The organism is Paenibacillus antri, from assembly GCF_005765165.1.
GTDB lineage: Bacteria > Bacillota > Bacilli > Paenibacillales > YIM-B00363 > Paenibacillus_AE > Paenibacillus_AE antri.
In genome coordinates this window covers 30,816-50,919 of sequence record NZ_VCIW01000013.1, presented here as the reverse complement: position 1 = coordinate 50,919, position 20,104 = coordinate 30,816, and the positions used below count along the sequence as shown (strand labels likewise).

The following is a 20,104-nucleotide window of genomic DNA, read 5'->3' as shown; positions in this document are numbered from 1 at the left end:
GAAGTTCAATAGGGAAATTGAAAAATTTTGCTAAAAATATTTTCCCCCTCCGTACGACACCGTTCGCGACGCCCCCGCGCCGAAACGAGTCAACCGGCATACTTTCGCGCCGAGGTCCGCGGTCACGATATCGAAGGCGGTTTCGGTGATCGAGCCTTCCTCCCGCTTCGGCGATTCGGGGAACTCCTGCAGCGTCCATGCGTTCACGGCGGAAATATTCGGAATGCCGTCCCGCACGACGACCTGGTCGTGATGCACGTGCCCGAACCAACAGCCGATCACGTCTCTTGCGCCTTGCGCCGCGAAATCCGCGTCGATCCGATACGCGAATTCGCCTTCGCCGCCTTCGCCCCGGAATCGATCGCCGGTCCGGAACGCCTTCACGATGTCCCAGAGCGCCTCTCCGTTGCGGACCGGATGGTCCGTACCGAACACGCCGTCCTGCAGGATCGCGACATGGGATAAAATCAAGACGCTCCACTCCGGTCGGTCGCGCAAGTCGAACGCGCGGTGCGCCAGCCACTCCAGCTGCCCCTGGGAAAACACATAATGCCACTGTCCTACATACGCGAGCTCCCCGCTCTCCTTCAGCCGGTACGGGTGGTCTATGCAGTCGAGCACGACGACGCGGACGCGCTTCTCGGGGAAGTCCGCATAGAAATAGAGCGAGTCCGGCCGGGAGTCGTCATAACGGGCGACCGCTATCGAAGCGGCGCCCCAGATCGCCTTCGACTCCTGCGGAAACACGACATGCTCGGTCGATCCGGTCTTCCGCTCGTGATCGTAAATCGAGTTATCGTCGTGATTGCCCTTCGCCGTCAGCACCGGCACGCCCGCCCCCGCGAGCGCCTCGGCCATCTCCCGCTGCGCCGTGACGACCTCCTCCTTCGGGCCGTTCACGCTCGCGTCGCCGCCGTGCAGCACGAAGTCGAGGCGGAGCCTCGCCGACAGCTCGCGAAGCGCCCAGGCGGCGCGCAGCTGGTTCCCGGACGCGCGATGGTGCAGATCCGTAATGAAGGCGAACGACAGCGCCCCTTCCGTCCGGCTCGCTTCGACGGCTTCGGCGACGGCTTGAATTTCGCTTGCGTACGACGACGTCTCGACGGCTACGGTTTTCCCCATTTTCGACATGTTCCTTCCACGCCCCTTCTATGTAACTAGCGATTACATGCCCCAACCGCCGATCAACACGATGCCCGAGAAAATCATACAGGCCGAAACGATTCGCACCGCTTCCTTCGGCTCGCGCAGCAGATAGATGCCGAACAGCGTACCGAAGACGGTGCCGATCTCGCGTAGCGGCGCCACGTACGTCAGCGGCGACAAGCTCATCGCGAAAAGAAACAATAAATAAGAGCCCGGCGACAGAATCGATCCGATCGCGAGCGTTGCGCCGTGCTCCTTCATGAGCTTCTTCCACCGGATGCGCCGGAACGGGACGAACGGAACGAGTCCCGCCATGAACCCGATGTTGGAGGCGGCGAGCAGCGCCGGCGGCGAGAACTGGCCGAGGTTCACCTTGTCGACGAGGACGTATCCCATCGTACACAACCCAACCGCGAGCGTATACGCAATGATCTTGGGAGCGATCGGGTTGCGGCGGCGCGCGAACGCCAGGCCACTCATCGCGAGGAAGCCCGACGCAATCAGCGTAAGCCCCGCCCATCCCCAAGCCGTCAGCCGTTCGTTCAACAAGAGCACGCTCATCAGCGGCAGGAGCATCGTCCCGATGCCGCGCATCATCGGATACACCTGCGAGATGTCCCCGTGCGTCAGCGATTTCGAGAGGAAGAACGCATAGAAGCCCTGCACGATCGACGACAGCAGCAGCAGCCAATAGCTTTGCGGCGGCACCCCGGGTCTCGTCAGCTCTTCGAAGAGCCGGGGCAGAAGCAACGCCGTCGTCGGTACGAAGATGCATAATAGGAATAAGGCTTTGTCGTCGCTCCGCTTGGCTAACAGATTCCAGAGAGCATGCGCGATGCCGGATGCCAGCACCAGCAGAACGGGTAAGATGGTCCATGACACCTCCTTCTGCGAACAGATGAACACACAATTAAATACACACATTCACACATATTGACACTCGAATACAAATTAACACCGGAAATGCATTCCTGTCAATCGGAAATCTTATCGGGAGCGCGACGGGCGTCCAAGCGACCGCGCGACTGTAGACAGCTGCACCGGCGGTGGGCACATTTTGCACAACGGTTGGGCTCAATGTGCCCTGCCGTTGTGCACTTCGGCGCCGGCGCGCACCCGAGCAACCGCCGAAGGCCGGCAACTGCACTGGTAGCGTGCAGAATTTGCACAGCCATTGGGTTCAATGTGCCCAACCGTTGTGCACTTCGGCGCCGGCGCGCACCCGAGCAACCGCCGAAGGCCGGCAACTGCACTGGTAGCGTGCAGAATTTGCACAGCCATTGGGTTCAATGTGCCCAACCGTTGTGCACTTCGGCGCCGGCGCGCACCCGAGCAACCGCCGAAAGCCGGCAACTGCACTGGTAGTGTGCAGAATTTGCACAGCCATTGGGCTCGAAGCGCCCAACCGTTGTGCGCTTCGGCGCCTGAGCGCAGGGCATATTCACGTACAATTAAATCAGGAGGTTGAGGAGGTATGCCTCGATTCATTGCTGCCTACGGAGACGAAACTCGCGTTAAGCGGTCGATTGGGAAGGGTAAAGTAGACGAGGAATCAAAGTGAGCAACAGCAAAAAAAACCTCCCGGCAATGGGAGGTTCGCGACGCAACAGTTTACGCGTAGATCTCTAAGCCTACGGATCGGTACTTGTCCGCCGTCTCCGGCGGCAGCTTCGAATCGGTGACGATGCCGTGAATCTCGTCTAGTCCGCACACCGACGTTAGCGACACGGCGTCGAACTTGCTGCTGTCGGCCACCACGATAACCTTCTTGGAGCGCGCCATCATGCGTTTCTTCAATTGAATTTCCCCGACGCCGTAATCGGTGACGCCGTCGGTCAAGGAGATGCCGCTGGCGCTCATGAAGAACGCGTCCGCGTGGAATTGCTCCACGAACGCCTCCGCGAAGCCGCCGACGACGCACATCTCCTCGTTCCGGACGACGCCCCCGATGAACAAAATCGTAAACCCGGGTTTATCCATGACGAGCGAAGCGATCGGGAACGAATTCGTAATAAGCGTCAGCCGCTCGAAACGCTGCTTCAGCGCCTTCGCGAACTCGGTGTTCGTCGTGCTGACGTCGAGGAACAGCGACTGCCCTTCCGCGACGAGCTCCGCCGCCTTCGCCGCGAGCTCCTGTTTTTCCGGGACGCGCTTTCGCTCCCGCACCGTGAACGGAAGCTCCTGCCGATACTCGGCAGCCGGCAGCGTCGCGCCGCCGTGGACGCGGGCGAGGGCGCCTTCCTTTTCCAAAAACTCCAAATCTCTGCGAATCGTCTCGAAGGAGACGTCGAATCTTCGGATCAATTCCGTCGTCTTCACGGACTGCAGTTCGTGCAAGACGCGTAAGATTTCGGCATGTCTTTCGTGCGCAAGCATCGGAACACCTCTACCTCGGCGAATCTGTTATGTAAAAGTGTACCACACGCGCACGCGCAATCACAAAAAAACACACATCCCCTGCCCCGCGCGATCCGCTCCGGCGTTATTCGCCTGCTTGCAAGCTCGATGCCGCCGGCTTCGCACACGAACAAGATGCACGTTAAATATTCCTTGACTGGAATATTCCATTTCGGTTATATTAAGTGCAGCCGCTACGTATTCCCTAATTCGATTGGAGGAACCTGTTATGACGAATGCCGTAACGACGAGCGTTGCCGAGAAGGAGTTTACCCTCGTCCGCACGTTCGAAGCGCCCCGCGAGCTCGTATTCGAAGCGTTCACGAACCCTGAGCACTTGTCCCGTTGGTGGGCGCCTTATCCGTACACGATTCCGACCTGCCGCATCGATCTAAGACCCGGCGGCATATGGCATTACGCCATGCGCTCGCCCGAAGGCGAGGAGCATTGGAGCCGCGCCGTGTATCACGAGATCGTGCGTCCCGAGCGCGTCGTCTACGCCGCAACCTTCGCGGACGAGCACGCGAATCCGGTCGGCGGCATCCCGGAGCATATCGGCACGCTCCTCTTCGACGAATACGACGGCCGGACGACGCTGACGGTACGCATCCAGACGGCGACGCCGGTCGACGCGAAGACGCTGCTCGAGATGGGGATGGCCGAAGGCTTGATGATGGGGCTGAATCAGTTGGAAGCCGTACTGGCGAGACTGCGAGGCTAGCGACGGTTACGCGTCCCGCTCCTCGAACGCGACGAAGTCGGACGGATTCGCCCGAATCGCAAGGCCGATCCGTCCGGCCGCGTCCGCCGTGCAGCGAAGGAACTCCTCGTACAGCGCTCCGACGGTTCCGGACAGGACCTCGTCTTTGTCCGGATCCCCTGGTGCGGCGTCGCCGATCCGATCGGCAAGCGCCGCCTTCGTCTTGTCCATCAGCCTCGCCAACCCCGACGCTCCGAAAACGTTCAATCCCCTTTGCAGCTCCGCCCAAGCGTTCGGCTGCGCCGCGTAGTGCGCGGTCCACCAATAAAATTGCTCCGCGGAATGCTTCGCATGATCCACGTACACATGGTACATAAACAGCGCCCGCTGCCCGTCCGTCAGGCTGCGATACACTTCTTGCTTTACCGAATCCGGCTTCGCTCGAATGAGCGGCACGACCGGAGCGAAGCATGCCTCCCCCAGCTCCTTGTCCGTCAGGGCGTCGAATTCGCGTCGGCTTATTCGTCTCTTCATCGCTTTCCCCCTCCACGTCAGCTTACATCAATATACTGAATGAAAGAACTGCTTTTCTCGAAAACGGGGCCTCCGCGCTGCGCCGGAATGCGAGAAGCCGCCGATCCCGCGAGGTTCGGCGGCTTCTTCGATTATATTTTCAAGAGCAGCAGGTCGATGAATTCCTCTCGCGAGACGCCGCCCAACAGCTTCTCGACGTCGACGCCCTCGAGCGCTTGCCGCAGCGACGATTCCTCGTATTTCGCCTCGGTCAGCGCCGCTTCCGCCTCGCCGACGTCCCCCGTTCCGAAGAAGTCGCCGTAGATCGCGCAGGACGAGATGCGCCCCTCCTCGACGAACAGCCGGATATCGACGATGCCCGACGGAAACTTATGCGCATGCTGTACGTTCGACTTCGGCGATCGTCCGTAATTCCAATCCCAGCTCCGATATCGTGCGTCGGCGAGCTTCCGCACCGCCTCCCAATCGTCCGCGGTCATGTTCACGGTCGGGACCCGCTCGGGCTCGGTTCCGAAAATTTCCCGCAGCAGCGCGCCGCGGAACTGTTCCATCGTCATCGGCTCGGGCAGAAACTCGCTGATGTTGGCGACGCGGGAGCGCACCGACTTCGTGCTCTTCGACTCGAATTTCATCGGCTTTACGCGCAGCGCGGAGGCGACCCGCTCCATGTCGGAATCGAACAGCAGCGTGCCATGGCTGTACATACGGCCCTTCGTGGCGAATTGCGCGTTGCCGGAAATCTTCCGCTCCCCGACCAGAATATCGTTGCGGCCGCTCAGCTCGGCGTCGACGCCCAACCGCCGCAGCGCGTCCGTAACGGGCTTCGTGAATTTCGCGAAGTTGCGGAACGAGTCGCCTTCGTCCTTCGTAATGAAGCTGAAATTCAGGTTGCCGAGATCGTGGTATACCGCGCCGCCCCCCGACAGCCGCCGGACGACGTGAATGCCGTTCGCTTCGACGTATTCGCGATCGATTTCCTCGATCGTATTTTGGTTTTTCCCGATAATGATCGAGGGCTCGTTCACGTAAAACAACAATATGCTGTCCTCCAGCGGGAGGTTTCGCAAGGCGTATTCTTCGAGGGCGAGGTTCATCGCCGGGTCGTGGATTCCCTCGTTCGATAAAAATAACATCGTTCCACCGCTTTCCGAAAAGAATTCATCTCGTGTTGCATCATACGCGGATAGTGTACCACAAAACAGGCCCGGACGCCGAAGCGGTCCGAGCCTGTCAACGATGCTACCCTCGCCGGTCCGCCCGGCTGCGATACATGAGATACAAAAAGTAAGGCGTGCCGAGCAAGGAGACGACGAGACCGGACGGAATCTCCTTCGGCGCGAGCATCGTCCGCCCGAGCGTATCGGCGGCGACGAGCAGCAATCCGCCGAGCAGCGCCGACAGGACGGCGGATTGACGCGAATGCTGCCCGACCAGCAGGCGGACCGCATGCGGCGCGATCAAGCCGAGAAACCCGATTGTGCCGACGTTCGCGACGGCGACGCCCGAGACGGCGACGGCGAGGCCGGCGGCGGCGAGGCGCACGTTGCGGACCGGCAAGCCGAGCCCCGTCGCGCTGTCGTCCTGGAAGGCGAGCAGGTCGAGTCTCCGCCCCATCCACCATACGACCGCCAGCGCGATCGCGACGCAGACGCCGATCTGCCACAGCGAGCTCCACGTACGCGCGTAGGTGCTGCCGGACAGCCAGACGAGCGCGGCGCTGGCGCCGAGCTTCGACTGAATGACGAGCACCTGTACGATCGCGCTGCATACGGCGGACATGGCGACGCCGAGCAGAATGACTACCGTCGGACGGAGCGAGCGCCGCCACGCCAAGCCGAAGATCGCCGCCGCCGCGGCGGCCGCGCCCGCCATCGCCGCGAACGGCAGCAGCTGCGCGCTCGCCTCCGGGTAGACGACGATCAAGAGCAGCGCGCCGACGGCGGCGCCTTGCGTGACGCCGATGACCGAGGCGTCCGCGAGCGGGTTGCGCACGGCGGTCTGCATGAGCAGACCGCTCAGCGCGAGCGCCATGCCCGCGGCGGCGGCGACCAGCGTGCGCGGCAGCCGCAGCTGCAGCACGGCGAAGCTCGATGCGCCTCCGCCTTGCCCGAAGACGGCGGCGATGACGTCGCCGAGCGGAAGGCGCGTGCCGCCGAAGGCGAGGCTGGCGACCGCCCCGGCGAGCAGAAGCGCCCCGAACGCCAGCACGAGCGCGCCGAACGGCGCCCGGCGGCGACGGAAGCCGACGCTCATCGAAGCCGATGCGCCGCCGCCCTCGGCCTTCAGGCGCTTCAGCACGAGATAGATGAGCCACGGGGCGCCGACGGCCGCGGTGACCGCGCCGGCCGGGAGCTCGCCCAGCGTGCTGCGGAACGCGCGCGCGACGATGTCCGCGCCCGTCACGAGCGCGGCGCCCCACAGCGCGGCGGCGGGCAGCAGCGCCCGGTGGGCGTGCATGCCCATCAGCCGGACGAGATGGGGGGCGACGAGGCCGACGAAGCCGATCGGCCCGACGACGCTGACGACGGCCGCCGCCAACAGCACCGCCAGTCCGGCGCCTGCAAGTCGCACCGTGCCGGAGCGCTGGCCCAAGCTGCGGGCGGATTCCTCGTCGAGCGCCAGCACGTCGAATTGGCGCGATAAGAGCAGCGCCGCCGTCAATCCCCCGGCAACCCAGGGCCAGGCATGCGCCACGCCGCTCCAATCGAGCTGCACGAGCGAGCCGGAGCCCCACATGAACAAGCTTTGCGTCGCGTTCTCGTAAAACAGCTGAATCGCCCCGGTGAACGAGGCGAGCACCATCGAGACGATCATGCCGGAGAGCGTCATCCGAATCGGCGGCGCCGACCGGCCGCCGGCCATCGCGAACGCGAGCAGCGCCGCGCCCGCGCCGCCCGCCGCCGCGAAGAGCAGCGGCTGCGACTTCAGCGCCGCCGGGAAGAAGACGGTGCCGGCGACGACCACGAAGAACGCGCCGGCGTTAATGCCGAGCGTGGAAGCGGACGCGAGCGGATTGCGGGTCACCGTCTGGAGCAGCGCCCCGGCGACGGCGAGGCCCGCCCCCGCGACGATGCCGATGACGGCGCGCGGCATCCGGACGCCCCAAACGATCGTGTGCTCGAGGACGCCCGCGTCGCGCGCCGTCAGCGCTTCGAACACGGTCCGCGCAGACAATCGGGCTTCGCCGACGGCAAGGCTTACGAGCAGGAGCGCGGCCAGCGCGACGGCGCCGCCGACGTACGCGAGCAGGAGGCGCCGCGCGGCCGCGCCGGCCTCGGATACCGGCTCCTTACGCGCCGCGATCATTTCGTTAAGACGTCGACGGTACGATCCACGAACACTTTCGCCGAGACGGGCCCGCCGAACGGCCACGTCGAGCCGCCGAGCGGGTAGGCGCGCTCTTCCTTCACGAATTGCAGACCGGTCCACACCGGATTGTCTTTCAGCTTCGTCGCGAACACGTCGTCGTCATCCTGCACGATGTAGAGGAAGTTCGCCTGCTGCACCGCCGGCAGCGCTTCGACGGACGCGGTCGAGAAGCCGTACGCCTCGAACTTGTCGGAGGACCACGCGTTCTTCAGTCCGATCTTCTCGAGCGTCTTGATCGCTAAGCTGTTGCTCGTGAACAGCCGCAGATCCGCGGCGTTCTGATTGCTGTACGCCTGCGTCAGCACGATCTCCGCGCCGCTCTTGCCCGCTTGCTCCAGCTTCGCTTTGGCTTCGTCGTAGTGCTTCGCCAAGTCCGCGAGCGCCTTATCCGCTTCCTCGGCCTTGCCGACCGCCGCGGCGATCGTGCGGAACGTCTCCTCCATCTCGCCGTACTGGTCTACGCCGCTCGCTTCGTCCGGATACGGATTGAACAAGAGCGTCGGCGCGATCGCGTTCAGCTGATCGAGAATTTTCTCGTGCCGGAACGCGACGCCGACGATCAAGTCCGGCTGGAGCGCCGCGATCGCTTCGAGGTTCGGCTCTTGACGCGTGCCTACGTCCGCGACGTCGGCGCCGAGCGCCGCTTGGTCGCTCACGTTCCGCTTATAATTTTCGTTATCCGCGTTGCCGACCGGCTGCACGCCGACCGCGATCAAATCTTCGGCGTACGTCCATTCGAGCGTAACGACCTTCGTCGCCGGCTTCGGAAGCACGACTTCGCCCTTCGAATCCTTAAGCGCGACGGCCGCCGGCTCTTCCGCAGCCGGTTCCGCGGCAGGCGTTTCCTCCGCTGCGGGCGTCTCCGCCGCGGCTTCGCCCGTCCCCGTCGTCGCGTCCCCGCCTTCCGTCGCCGCGTTGCCGCCGCCGCAGCCCGCCAGCGCAATAACGAAAATCAACATCAATGCCAATGCTTTCGAGTACGATTTCATCTGTTTCCCCTACCCCTTTTGAACGAATATGAATGGATGATAATGAATGGAATGAAACCCCGCTTACGCTCCCGCGCCCGCCATAACGCGCGCCGGAGCCGGCGCCGGCTCCGGCCGCGCCTCCGCGTACGATTCCTTCGCCAGCGCGAACGGCAGACATACCGGCATGCCCGATCTCGGATCGACGACGATCTCCGCGTCGACGCCGAACACCTCGCGAAGCATCGACTGCGTAATGACGTCCGCCGGGGCGCCTTGCGCGACGATCCGGCCGCGCTGAATGGCGACAACGTGATCGGCGTACAGCGACGCATGGTTCAGGTCGTGCACGACCATGACGATCGTCCGCCCTTCCTCGCGGTTCAGCCGCCGCAGCAGCTGCAGCACCTCCAACTGATGCGCCATGTCCAGGAACGTCGTCGGTTCGTCCAGGAACAGCAGCTCGGTCTCCTGCGCGATCGCCATAGCGATCCACGCCCGCTGCCGTTGCCCTCCGGACAGCTGGTCGACGGAGCGGTCCGCGAACGACTCCATGCCCGTTACCGCCAGCGCTCGCCGAATCGCCTTCTTGTCCTCGGCGTTCATCGTGCCGAGCCCGCGCTGATGCGGGAAGCGGCCGAACGAGACGAGCTCTTCGACCGTCAGCCCCTCCGGAGCGACCGGCTGCTGCGGCAAGATGGCCAACTGCCTCGCCACGTCCCGGGTCGAATGTCGTTCGATCGTCTTGCCGTCGAGCAGCACCCGACCCGCAGAGGGCTTCAGAATGCGCGACATCGCCTTCAGAATCGTAGACTTCCCGCTGCCGTTCGCCCCGACCAACGCGGTCAGCCGGCCGTCCGGCAGCAGCAAGTTCAAATCCTCGACGATCGGCACGCTGCCGTATCCGATATGTAACCCTTCCGTCTGCATCCTGCTGTTCAACGCGCCACCCCCCTAGGATGGAAATGTATGCCCCGATATTGAAAATCATTATCATCGTAGATGATAAGCATTCTCATTCGATTTGTCAACGAAAACCTGCTCGGCGGCGTTCCAGACTTTTACCTTCGAGTCCGCCGCTTCGTCGGAGGGGAATCCGCTGATTTCCGCGTCCCCGCCGCTCCCCGCGATTTCCGGCACAACGCGCGGTTCTAGCAGCCGGACGATGGACGGCGAGCAAGGTCGAAATTCGCGTCGCCGTAACGCCAATCTCATCAAGACTTGACGAAAATCGTTTAATCATCCATGAAATGGATACAATGAAGGCAAAACCCGACATGGGGAGATGCCGATGATCATTCTATCGAATGCTGCGTTGCTCACCGCCGCCCTCGTCACCGGGGCCGCGAAGCGATGGCGACAATACTATAACACCATCCTGTTCGTATCGCTCAGCAACCTCTTGTATAACTTCCTTTGTCATGATCGTTTGACGTGGATGTTCCAACCCGAATCGTTGTTATCGCATAAGGTGGCGGACCTCATGAACACGTTCATTCTGCTTCCTTGCACTGCAATCTTATACTTACATCATTTCCCCTCCGAGGGGACGATCGCGAGGAAGTCGGCGTACTACGCTTTATGGGTCGCCGGCTTCTCCGCGCTGGAGTGGATATGGCAATGGAGAGGGATTATCGTATACGATCATGCATGGACCTATTATTGGTCCGTCGGATTTTACGTGGTCATGTTCGCCATGCTTCGCCTGCACCACACGCATACGGAGAGAGCATTGTTGTACTCGGCGCTCGTCGTAATGTTCTTGGTCGCGAGGTTCGAGGTTCCGTTAGCCCCCTGAACGCAGAGACATCCCCGAGCCGCCGGAATCGGCAGGCGGCCGGGGATGTCTCTTCTTCTATTCCCGTTTAGAACGCGATCGGCACCTCGACCAAGTCCTGCACGCTTCCGTCGTTGGCGCTGCGCGTATAAACTAGGAGCGTGCCCGCGCTCGTCGACGGGCGCCGATCGAACGCGATCGCGGCATCGAAGCGGCCGAACGCCGGCGCCCCCTCCGACGCCGTCAAGGCGCGTTCCTGCGCGACGACGCCGCCCGCCGCGTCGACGATGCGATAGAGCGCGCCGGCCTCGAATGCGCGGGCGACGCCCGTCAGCCGCTCTCCGGGGGCGACGCGGCCGCCCGGAAGCGGCTGGAACACGGCGATATTCGTCGACGCCGGGAGCGGTACGACGAAGCGGAAGCCGGGAAACAGAACGTCCGGCGAAAATCCGGGGCGGTTCCGGTTCGCCCGGATCAGCTCGTTCAGCGACCGGCCGAATCGGCGGGCGATGCCGTACAGCGTATCGCCCGCCTCGACCTCGTAGACGAAGGCGGGGATGTATATCAGCTGCGCGACGCGGAGAATGTCCGGCCGCTCCAACCCGTTCAGCGCGGCCAGCATCTCGACCCCGACGCCGAACCTCTCGGCGATGCGGAACAAGGTGTCGCCCTCGATCGCTTGATATTGGACCGCGCTCTGCTCGGACATGCCGGGCAGACGAACGAGAAGCGCTTGGCCGGGGTAGAGGCGATCGGGTTCGATCACCGGAGGATACCAACTATTGATTTGAATCAACGACGGCACGTTCGTTCCGAAGCCGTTCGCGATCGAGTACAACGTATCGCCCGCGCGAACGGTATACAGCACATGCGTGCCCGGAGAGATGGGCATTCGAGAAACAACTCCTTCGACTCGGATGCTCCATCATATGCCTACCTTCGCAAGGCGTGATAGCCGCCCGCCGACTCGCGCCGGGGCCGTCGCTCGGCCGGCGGCGCGTACGCTTCCACCGCCAAGATCGACGGCAGAAGGAACGTTCGCGGCGCCAGGCGCTCCAGACAAAACGCCTTCACTGCGTTCCCTTCCACTCCCAGCAGCTTGATTCTCCGCTTCGTAAATCCGCTCCTCCGGTCCGCATAGATAATCGTTACGACGCGCCCGATTCGCTTCTCCAGCTCGTTCCTCATGTTCGTCGACCGCCTTTCGCCGAATGTATGTTCTTATATTATATACCAAACATACGTTCCACATACAGCGATATTTCCAGGGCTCGTCTCACGGCTCCCCGCCCTCGCTCTTCCTCTTGCGGTCGGGCTTGACCTCGAGAATGCTCTTCGTCCACCCTTGTTTCCGCAAATACCAATAGATCCCCCCCATCAAGGCGAAAATTGCGGTTAACGCCGCGGGATATCCCCACGCCCGCTCCGTCTCGGGCATCGACTCGAAATTCATTCCCCAGATCGCCCCGAGCGCCGTCATCGGCGTCAACAGCACGGTGAATACCGTCAGCGTCTTCATAATGTCGTTCGCGCGGTAATTGACCGTCACGTCGTCCAGCTTGAGCAGCGAATCGATCTCGGCCATATATTCGTCCTGAAGCATCCGAACCCGTTCCATGCGAACGCGAAGGACGGCGAAGGGCTCGCTGTCCGTCAGCCTCCGCGGGAACGTCTCCTCCGCGGCGAACCGGATCTCCTTGAGCGGAATGACCTGAGCGTTCCAGTGAAGCAGCTTATATCTCAAGTCCATGATGTACTCGAAGAGATGGCCGTCGTTCGTCTCCCGCATCTTGGTTTTCGCCCGCGTCAGCTCCAGCTCGAAGGCGTCCATCCAATCGAAATAATGTTCAAGGATCCAATTCAGGAGGTAAAGCAAACCCTCGACCGGACTGCTGCAGGCGAGCAGGCGCTCCGCGAACCGCTTCTTGTCGATCGTCTCGCGAAGCAGTCTGTCCATTCCGATCGTCGCCAACGCGTCGTTCGTGACCCGATAATGGAACAGCCGCTTCGCCTCGGGACGCTGCGGGTCGGGTACGATCGCGACCGTGCCTTGCAATTCGTTGCCGTCCGCCTCGAACCAGACCGTGCGGATCGAATTATGCCCGCGCGCCTTCGCGCCGTCGGCCCAGCTCCGCAGCTCGGGACGAGACATCGCTTTCCCGGCGTCCTCCTCTCGATCCGCGCGATACCATGACCAACTGGCGTCGGCGCTTTGCAGCGGTTCGTCGTGTATCGTAAGCGTCCCTCCTTCCGCTCGCGCATATCGTTACTACCATTGCCATATCCGAACTCCGATAGACGAACGAGGCGAGCCGAAGCGATGTCGAAAGAACGGGAACGCTGCGGTTGCTCGGGAAATATTCGCGCGAACGCCGACGACGCGAAGACTCCCTTGGCATCGTGCGCCAAGGGAGTCTTCGGTCGCTTCTATGGAATGACGTAGCCTCTGGACGCATCGTCCAGCATCAGCACCCAATCTTCGTTGCGGCCGCTCGAAGGCGGCCGGACTTCCAGCTCCCCTTCGTTCGCCGACTCGCCGGCCGGCACCGTCGCTCCCGTTCTCGGATCGAACCACGTCGCGACGACGCGCTCGCCCGAGATCGCGCCGAGGCGCACCCGGAACGGAAGGCCGTTCGGGCTGTAGACGAAGGCGTATCCGTCGCCCCGACACGCCGTCAGATGATTGGCGCCTTCGTAATTCGCCGCGAGCAGGCTCGAATCGGGGACGCGGCTTTTGGCCGGTCTCGACTCCATCAACGTTCGGACATGGCGCATCTGCGCCGCGCCGGGGCGGAGGAGGGCCTGCTTCCAATCCATAATGAAATAGTCCGCCGGTTCTCTCGTCATCGACCAGATCGAATGATGGCCGTACGTATGGCCGAACGCGCCCGAGAACAGCGCCCAGTACGCCGCTTTCCGCGCGTCTGCCGCGTCGAAGTAGCCGTTCGCCGCCTTGAATCCGACCGGGTGATCCTCGTAACACGGCTCCCCGTCCAACGTCGGCTTCGTCTTCGAGAGCGCATAGTCCTTCGCGACCATGGCGTAGTTCGCCGTATGCAGAGCGCCGTGTCCCGATTGAATCATATTGAAGTCGAGCCATTCCTCGTCATGGACGTACATCGAAGAGGAGCGGCCGCCGGCCGGGTGGAACGTCATCAGATGACGGCCCCCGTCCGCCTCGCGGATCGCTTCCGCCATCGCGTGGACGACCTCGAAATGGTGCCGCGTCTCGAGCGGCCGATCGCCGCCGAGCACCCAGACGACGTTCGTCTTAGACTTGTATCGTTCCCCGATCCACAGGCCGAACGCCCGCGCGTTGTGTTTCGTAAAGACGACCGGCCCTTTGCCCCATGCGAGATTGTACTTGTCGCCCCACGTCGGCAGCAAGGCGATGTAGATGCCGTATTCCGCCGCCTTGTCGACGATGAAGTCGACATGGTCCCAGTATCCGTACGTTCCGTCCTCGGCGACGTCCGGTTGCGCAGGGTCGTATTCGCCGTTCGCGTCCCGCTTTAGAGGAAAGCTCCCGTAAGCGTTCGGCGTCGTTAATCCTTCCAGCTCCGCGAGCGCCACCGCTTGGACGACCGTAAATCCGCGCTCGGCGCGGTTGCGCAAGTACAGTTCCGCTTCCTCCCGGTCGAGCTTGTGAAACAGCTCCCATGCCGTGTCGCCCAACCAGAAGAACGGGGTTCCGTCCTCCTTTTCCAAATACCGCCCGTTCTCGCTGACCTTAAGCCGCTGCAGCTTCTTCTCCGTCATCTCGATCCCTCGCCATGAATTAGATTCAATATTGTACTCACATTGTATACAATTCAACGGCGATTGAAAACCCATTCTTTCAGCATTGTTTTCTTATGGGTTTCTCTTCAACAAATCGACGATTTCGTCCAGCTTCCGCTCCACTCTCTCGTCGTGCTTCCTCTTCCATACGATGTAGACGATCCCGCTGACGAGCGCGACGACCACGAGCAAGATCAAACCGAGGTAGAAGCCTTGAATAAGTGCGGTAACGAATGAAAAGGACATGTTCTGCGCCTCCCGCTTATACGTACTCCGTCAAACCTAGCTCCGCCTGCGTACAGACCCCTTCGTCCAAAGCGTTCCGGCGCAGCGTCAAATAAAGCTCCGCCTTCGTCGCGTTGACGTACGGCAGGACGAACAGCGTGCCGATCAAACAAGCGAGCGCGCCGAGCAAATACCATCCGATGAAGGACAGATCCAGCACGAACATCCGCCATTTATGACCCTGCGTCATCCGATCGCTGAGCTCGACCGCGCGTTTCGTTCCGATCCCCGGGTTATCCGCCAGCAGGTACGGTACCATGCTGTACGCATACGACTTCACGATGCCCGGGACGATGAGCAGCAAGAACCATAGGAGGTTGAGGAAGCTCATCCAGAGCATACCTTTCACGATCGGCGCATACTTGCCTCTCCCGAACGCGTATCCCAGATAATTCATGTTCACGTCGCCTAACGCCGCTTGTTTGAAATATTGCTTCGATCCTACTTCCAACGGAAAACGAAGAAAAATCGTAAAGGCGAGGCCGACCAACGCAATGACGACGGCAACGACGATCACCGCGACGAGTACGGCGGCGACGATGCCGTCCATGCCTTCCCCGAGCCCTCCGTTCCACGACGCTCCGCCGCCGTCTCCCTCCCCGCCGCCGCCTAAGCCGGAGTTGAAGGAGCAGCTCGGAATGCCGCCTCCGATGACCGCGATTACGAAGCTAACGAGAAATGCCTTCCAATACGACGTGCGAAGCACCTGCTTCGCTCTGTCTTTCAATTCGCCGCGCGTCCACATCCCATATCCTTATCCCTTCTTGTTGGATTCTTCCAATTGTACGATCCCGTCGAGGAAAAGTTGCAGCTCCAAGAGCTGGCCCTCCTTCTCTTCGAATTCTACCGTTACGCTTCCGTTCGGATACGGAACCGTGATCCGAGTACGAATAGCGCCTTCCGACTTCGGCGTCCTCTCCTCCCAGACGTGGCCGTCGTATTCGCCCGCTTTCGAAACATACGGAAACAATTCCGCGTACTCGACCCCCTCGTACTTCGTACGAAGGTAGGAAGTCCACTGCTCCGCGTCCCAAGCCGGCACCGACTCGCGGGCCGCTTCGGGCGTCATGGCGATGAGCGTCGCGACCATATCCCCGTCCGCCTCCTGCAGCGCGTAAGGAAGCAGCTGATAAGGCGCCGGCGCTCCGAGCAGCGTCTCCTTGTTTTTCTCCGCGAGCATCGCGAACGCCTCCTCCGCCTTCGGTTCCGACGAGAACCAAAAATAGCGGAAGTCGCCGGCGTTCATCGGGCTCGTCAGCGGGATCAAATACCGGCCGTCCTTCGAAACCCGCCAGACGGGGTCAACCGGGAATCGAGTCGGATGAAGCAACAGGAAGACGCGCTTCCCGTCGCCGCTTACCATCATCTCCAGCTCGTGAGGCTCTCTTAGATTCCCGCCCGACGTCAGGAGATGCGCCGTTCCTTCGCGACTGGAAAAATACGAAGCCCCCGTAGACGTCGTCGCCTTCTTCAAGCTGTAAAACAGCCGATCCGTTCGTTGCGTCTCCTCTAAGAAGATATGCGAGGAATTCCCCGACCGCGTCGTCTTCTCCTCCATGAGGCCCCAGGTCACTTCGGCCGTGCCGCGCAGCAGCTCGGGTCCCGCTCCGTTCGCGAGCTCGGGCATCGAGATCCGCAGGCGCATCTCGCCGGTATGCTTCCAGCCGTACGTGGTGTAGCGCTGCTCCGAACGAGCGTACGCCGCCGTGAAATCGTTCCAGAAGGAGACGCCGTTCCATTCCTTCTCCGAACCGTTCGCCAGCGACAACGGCGCGAACAGGTGACCGGTTGCCGCCGCGGCTCCCGTCAGCGGCGCGACGAGAAGCAGGGCGGCCCAGGCCCATCCGCCGAACCGGCGCGCACGCTCCCGGAACTGCGGCTTAGGCAGCGGGGTATTGTTTTCTCTGAGGAAAGCATGCAGCCGCAGCATCAGCTCATAGATCAAGTACGTGGCTGCAGGCACGTAAATGACCATGCAAAGCAAATAGTTGTATGGCACAGGGGCCAACCGCGCGCCGCCGCAGAGCGCCGTAACGATAGCCGCGACGATCGCTAAGGGCAGCAGCCTCCCGAACGCCCGTCGAAACACCCCCGGCGCGCTTGCCAACCCTTCGGCCAAGCCGACGTCCCGCAGCACGATTACATACGGCGTCAGCGAGAACGCGAACAGGACGATCATGCCGATCAAGGCGAAGGGGAAGAAGACGACCGCGCTAAAGAAGAGAATCAACCCCGCGGCGTGCTGAAAGATCGTCCAGCCTGTCATCCGAAAGAAGAAATGCCGTCCGGCGCGCAGCATATCGGCTTTCTCCCCGTTCACGGCATGGCTTCGCAATCCGCCCAAGTAGGCGCCGCGAGCGAAGCTCTGCGCGAGGATCGCCGCCGCGGACAGCAAGAAGCCGGCAATGCCGAAGCCTAGCCCCTCCGCGCGAATGAAGCTGAGCGGCATCTTCAATTCCTGCAACGACGGCATGCCGATCGGCAGCGTGAAGTGGAGCTGCGCCGGCTCCGGCGGGGTCGTTCCCGACGCCCACGGAGTCGTATACGGAAACACTCCGACGCCGTAGTAAATGCCGATGGCGACGATCGCCGTAATCAGCGCTTCGGCCGCGATGGCGACGCTGACAGATTTCATGAAAGAAGTTATGACTCGCTCCCCCCTTGAATAACCGACTCGGTGAACCCGTTAAAGCATACGTTTCCAAGGGTTGGGAAGTTGCGGTTCAAATGGAAAAAAGACGCCCGATCATCATTCCCCTATCTTGCTCCAGGCCATTCAGCGGCTCGCGCCGCCGCGCTTTGCGTCGGAACGATCCCTTCCCTGGCGGAATAGGTTCCTACCCCAGAAAGCAAACTACGTCTGAAGAAAAAATAGGGGGACAGCGGATGTATTTTTACAAAGAAGACTTAATCAACATGATCGTTCCGGATAAGCCGGATCCGGAAGCGGCGAAGGTCATTCAGGAGATCTTAGGCGGCCGGTTCGGCGAGATGCGAACGATGATGCAGTTCTTCTTCCAGAGCAACAACTTCCGCGGCAACGCGACGCAATATCGCGACTTGATCCGCGGAGTGTTCTTGGAGGAACTGAGCCACGTCGAGCTGGTGCAGCACACGATTAATCAGCTGCTTACCGGGACCGGGGAGCAAGTTCCGGGCAACGCCGGCGTGGACGGCGCTCCGCTGAACGACGCCGTCAAGACCGCTAACCCGCATCACTTCATCGTCGGCGCGCAGAGCTCCCTGCCGGTAGACGCCGCCGGACTCCCTTGGCAAGGCACCTACGTATATAACCACGGCAATTTGATCACTGACCTGCTCGACAACCTGGTGCTTGAATCCACGGGCGTGCTGCAGAAGTCCCGCATCTATGAGATGAGCGCCAATAAGACGTTCCGGGAGACGTTGGCGTTCTTGATCGTACGGGACAACGCGCATCAGAACGCGTTCGCCAAGGCGCTCGAGACGCTCGGCGTCAATTGGGGCAAGTTGTTCCCGGTGCCGAATTACGATATCAATAAGTATCCGGAATGCCGCAAGTACGTGGAGATGGGCTTCCATAACGCGCAATTTAACTTCCGCTTGGACCCGACGCGGATCGGCGAAATTTACGCCGGCCCGTCGCCGAGCCGGAACGGCGGCGATCTGGCGGTCGTTCCGCCGCCGCAAGGCCATCCCGTGCCGATTCTGCCGGAAGCGCCGAACGAACACAGCCCGGGCTTGTACGATCTGAACGCTTAGTCGTAAAAAAACAGCAAGCCCCCGGGAAACACCCGAGTGCTTGCTGTTGTTTATTTCGCTTGGATGTACCCTTCCGCCTTCAGCAGCTCGGCGATCAGCACGGCGCCGCCCGCCGCGCCGCGCAGCGTGTTGTGGGACAATCCGACGAATTTATAGTCGTAGATCGTATCTTCGCGAAGGCGTCCCGCCGAGACGCCCATGCCGCGCTCGATGTCGCGGTCCAGCTTCGTCTGCGGTCTGTTCTCTTCTTCGAAGTACGTAATGAACCGCTTCGGCGCGCTTGGCAGACCGAGCTCCTGCGGACGGCCTTGGAATTGCGACCAGCGGGCGAGAATTTCTTCTTTCGAAGGCTTCTTCTCGAACGAGACGAATACGGTCGCGAGATGACCGTCCGTGACCGGAACGCGAATGCACTGCGTCGTGATGAGCGGCGCGCTCGCTTTGACGATTTCCCCGTTCTCGATCCCGCCCCAGATGCGCAGCGGCTCCTGCTCGCTCTTCTCTTCCTCGCCGCCGATATACGGAATGACGTTATCGATCATCTCCGGCCAATCGGTGAAATTTTTGCCCGCTCCGGAAATCGCTTGGTACGTGGATGCGACGACCTTCGTAGGTTTGAAATCCATTAGCGCGTGCAGCGCCGGCACATAGCTCTGGATCGAGCAGTTGGGCTTCACCGCGATAAAACCGGTCGACGTGCCGAGGCGCTTGCGCTGCGCCGCGATGACGTCGATATGACCCGGGTTGATTTCCGGGATGACCATCGGGACGTCCGGCGTCCAGCGATGCGCCGAGTTGTTGGAGATGACCGGCGTACCGGTTTTCGCGTACGCTTCCTCCAGCGCCTGAATGTCCTTCTTCGGCATGTCGACCGCGCAGAAGACGAAATCGACTCCGGCAGCGACCTCTTCCACCTTGGACGCATCCTGAACGACGATCCCCTTCACGTCTTCCGGGATGGCGCCGTTCAGCTTCCATCTGCCCTTCACCGCTTCTTCGTACGTCTTGCCGGCCGAGCCGGCGCTGGCCGCGATGGCCGTAACTTGAAACCACGGATGCTGGTCGAGCAGTTCGACGAACCGTTGGCCGACCATGCCCGTGCCGCCGACGATGCCCGCTTTCAGTTTTTGCGTCATGAGAGATTCATATCCTTTCGATGTAGAAGTTTCTGCGCTCGTTTTGGTGTACCGTATGTTCGGTACGTCATGCGGTTGCCTGTACGACAAAATAAAAAAATCCCACCCCCAAGACGGTAGACGTACGTCTTAGGGACGAGATTCGAATTCTCGTGGTACCACCCCAAATTCGCCGACATGTCGCCAGATCGGCCTCTTCAAGTACGGCATTCCGACGGAATGCTTATACTCTAGCTCTGTAACAGGAGCTCCTGGCGCGCCATCCCCGATT

Annotated in this window: 19 protein-coding genes and 1 other annotated feature (1 of these 20 running past the window's edge); of the genes, 3 read left to right on the top strand and 16 right to left on the bottom strand. The window is 61.5% G+C overall.

Annotated features, from left to right (window positions below):
* Positions 1 to 30 precede the first annotated feature (30 nt).
* The 3 genes from FE782_RS18485 to FE782_RS18475 form a co-directional block, all read right to left on the bottom strand.
* On the bottom strand, positions 31 to 1,122 hold the full coding sequence (locus tag FE782_RS18485) for a metallophosphoesterase family protein (RefSeq protein WP_158299451.1): 1,092 nt from the start codon (positions 1,120 to 1,122) through the stop codon (positions 31 to 33).
* A 42-nt stretch (positions 1,123 to 1,164) separates the two neighbouring features.
* The gene (locus tag FE782_RS18480; protein WP_238392554.1) at positions 1,165 to 2,028 is read right to left on the bottom strand and encodes an SMR family transporter; all 864 of its coding nucleotides are present in this window, start codon (positions 2,026 to 2,028) and stop codon (positions 1,165 to 1,167) included.
* A 729-nt stretch (positions 2,029 to 2,757) separates the two neighbouring features.
* Entirely contained in the window at positions 2,758 to 3,522 is a 765-nt protein-coding gene (locus tag FE782_RS18475; RefSeq protein ID WP_138195721.1) for a DeoR/GlpR family DNA-binding transcription regulator, read from the bottom strand.
* Between the two features lie 250 nt (positions 3,523 to 3,772).
* On the opposite strand from FE782_RS18475, the gene FE782_RS18470 reads away from it, so the two are divergent.
* Positions 3,773 to 4,264 (top strand): SRPBCC domain-containing protein, encoded by a 492-nt coding sequence (locus FE782_RS18470; RefSeq protein WP_138195720.1) that lies wholly within the window; start codon positions 3,773 to 3,775, stop codon positions 4,262 to 4,264.
* A 6-nt stretch (positions 4,265 to 4,270) separates the two neighbouring features.
* Here FE782_RS18470 and FE782_RS18465 read toward each other — a convergent pair whose 3' ends face one another.
* The 5 genes from FE782_RS18465 to FE782_RS18445 all read right to left on the bottom strand — a co-directional run bounded on the left by FE782_RS18465 (position 4,271) and on the right by FE782_RS18445 (position 10,044).
* On the bottom strand, positions 4,271 to 4,777 hold the full coding sequence (locus FE782_RS18465; protein WP_138195719.1) for a hypothetical protein: 507 nt from the start codon (positions 4,775 to 4,777) through the stop codon (positions 4,271 to 4,273).
* A gap of 131 nt (positions 4,778 to 4,908) precedes the next feature.
* Positions 4,909 to 5,910, bottom strand: coding sequence for a lipoate--protein ligase (gene lplA, locus FE782_RS18460; protein ID WP_138195718.1), 1,002 nt, complete (start codon positions 5,908 to 5,910; stop codon positions 4,909 to 4,911).
* Positions 5,911 to 6,016: 106 nt separating this feature from the next.
* On the bottom strand, positions 6,017 to 8,083 hold the full coding sequence (locus tag FE782_RS18455) for an iron ABC transporter permease (protein WP_138195717.1): 2,067 nt from the start codon (positions 8,081 to 8,083) through the stop codon (positions 6,017 to 6,019).
* A complete protein-coding gene (locus FE782_RS18450) occupies positions 8,080 to 9,135 on the bottom strand; it encodes an ABC transporter substrate-binding protein (RefSeq protein ID WP_138195716.1) in 1,056 nt (351 codons plus the stop codon). The genes FE782_RS18455 and FE782_RS18450 overlap by 4 nt, the downstream gene beginning before the upstream one ends.
* 63 nt (positions 9,136 to 9,198) lie before the next feature.
* Positions 9,199 to 10,044, bottom strand: coding sequence for an ABC transporter ATP-binding protein (locus FE782_RS18445; RefSeq protein WP_138195844.1), 846 nt, complete (start codon positions 10,042 to 10,044; stop codon positions 9,199 to 9,201).
* A 361-nt stretch (positions 10,045 to 10,405) separates the two neighbouring features.
* Between FE782_RS18445 and FE782_RS18440 the strand changes: the two genes are divergently transcribed.
* Complete coding sequence (locus tag FE782_RS18440) at positions 10,406 to 10,912, top strand: CBO0543 family protein (RefSeq protein WP_138195715.1); 507 nt, start codon at positions 10,406 to 10,408, stop codon at positions 10,910 to 10,912.
* Positions 10,913 to 10,979: 67 nt separating this feature from the next.
* Here the strand turns inward: FE782_RS18440 and FE782_RS18435 are convergent, their stop codons facing one another.
* From FE782_RS18435 to FE782_RS18405, 7 genes are all read right to left on the bottom strand, one after another.
* The gene (locus tag FE782_RS18435; protein ID WP_138195714.1) at positions 10,980 to 11,783 is read right to left on the bottom strand and encodes a LysM peptidoglycan-binding domain-containing protein; all 804 of its coding nucleotides are present in this window, start codon (positions 11,781 to 11,783) and stop codon (positions 10,980 to 10,982) included.
* 41 nt (positions 11,784 to 11,824) lie between these two features.
* Positions 11,825 to 12,079, bottom strand: coding sequence for a hypothetical protein (locus FE782_RS18430; RefSeq protein ID WP_138195713.1), 255 nt, complete (start codon positions 12,077 to 12,079; stop codon positions 11,825 to 11,827).
* A gap of 88 nt (positions 12,080 to 12,167) precedes the next feature.
* The gene (locus tag FE782_RS18425) at positions 12,168 to 13,043 is read right to left on the bottom strand and encodes a magnesium transporter CorA family protein (RefSeq protein ID WP_138195712.1); all 876 of its coding nucleotides are present in this window, start codon (positions 13,041 to 13,043) and stop codon (positions 12,168 to 12,170) included.
* 275 nt (positions 13,044 to 13,318) lie between these two features.
* Positions 13,319 to 14,650, bottom strand: coding sequence for a glycoside hydrolase family 140 protein (locus FE782_RS18420; RefSeq protein ID WP_138195711.1), 1,332 nt, complete (start codon positions 14,648 to 14,650; stop codon positions 13,319 to 13,321).
* Between the two features lie 93 nt (positions 14,651 to 14,743).
* Positions 14,744 to 14,917, bottom strand: coding sequence for a DUF4083 family protein (locus tag FE782_RS18415; RefSeq protein WP_138195710.1), 174 nt, complete (start codon positions 14,915 to 14,917; stop codon positions 14,744 to 14,746).
* Between the two features lie 16 nt (positions 14,918 to 14,933).
* Positions 14,934 to 15,701: a DUF975 family protein gene (locus tag FE782_RS18410; RefSeq protein WP_138195709.1), complete on the bottom strand. Its 768-nt coding sequence runs from the start codon at positions 15,699 to 15,701 to the stop codon at positions 14,934 to 14,936.
* Positions 15,702 to 15,710: 9 nt separating this feature from the next.
* Positions 15,711 to 17,591 (bottom strand): hypothetical protein, encoded by a 1,881-nt coding sequence (locus FE782_RS18405; RefSeq protein ID WP_138195708.1) that lies wholly within the window; start codon positions 17,589 to 17,591, stop codon positions 15,711 to 15,713.
* A 251-nt stretch (positions 17,592 to 17,842) separates the two neighbouring features.
* Between FE782_RS18405 and FE782_RS18400 the strand changes: the two genes are divergently transcribed.
* Positions 17,843 to 18,697 (top strand): manganese catalase family protein, encoded by an 855-nt coding sequence (locus tag FE782_RS18400; RefSeq protein WP_138195707.1) that lies wholly within the window; start codon positions 17,843 to 17,845, stop codon positions 18,695 to 18,697.
* A 50-nt stretch (positions 18,698 to 18,747) separates the two neighbouring features.
* On the opposite strand, the gene asd is transcribed toward FE782_RS18400, so the two are convergent.
* Entirely contained in the window at positions 18,748 to 19,833 is a 1,086-nt protein-coding gene (gene asd / locus FE782_RS18395; protein WP_138195706.1) for an aspartate-semialdehyde dehydrogenase, read from the bottom strand.
* A gap of 128 nt (positions 19,834 to 19,961) precedes the next feature.
* Positions 19,962 to 20,104, bottom strand: a binding site (T-box leader) (it continues 119 nt past the right edge of the window).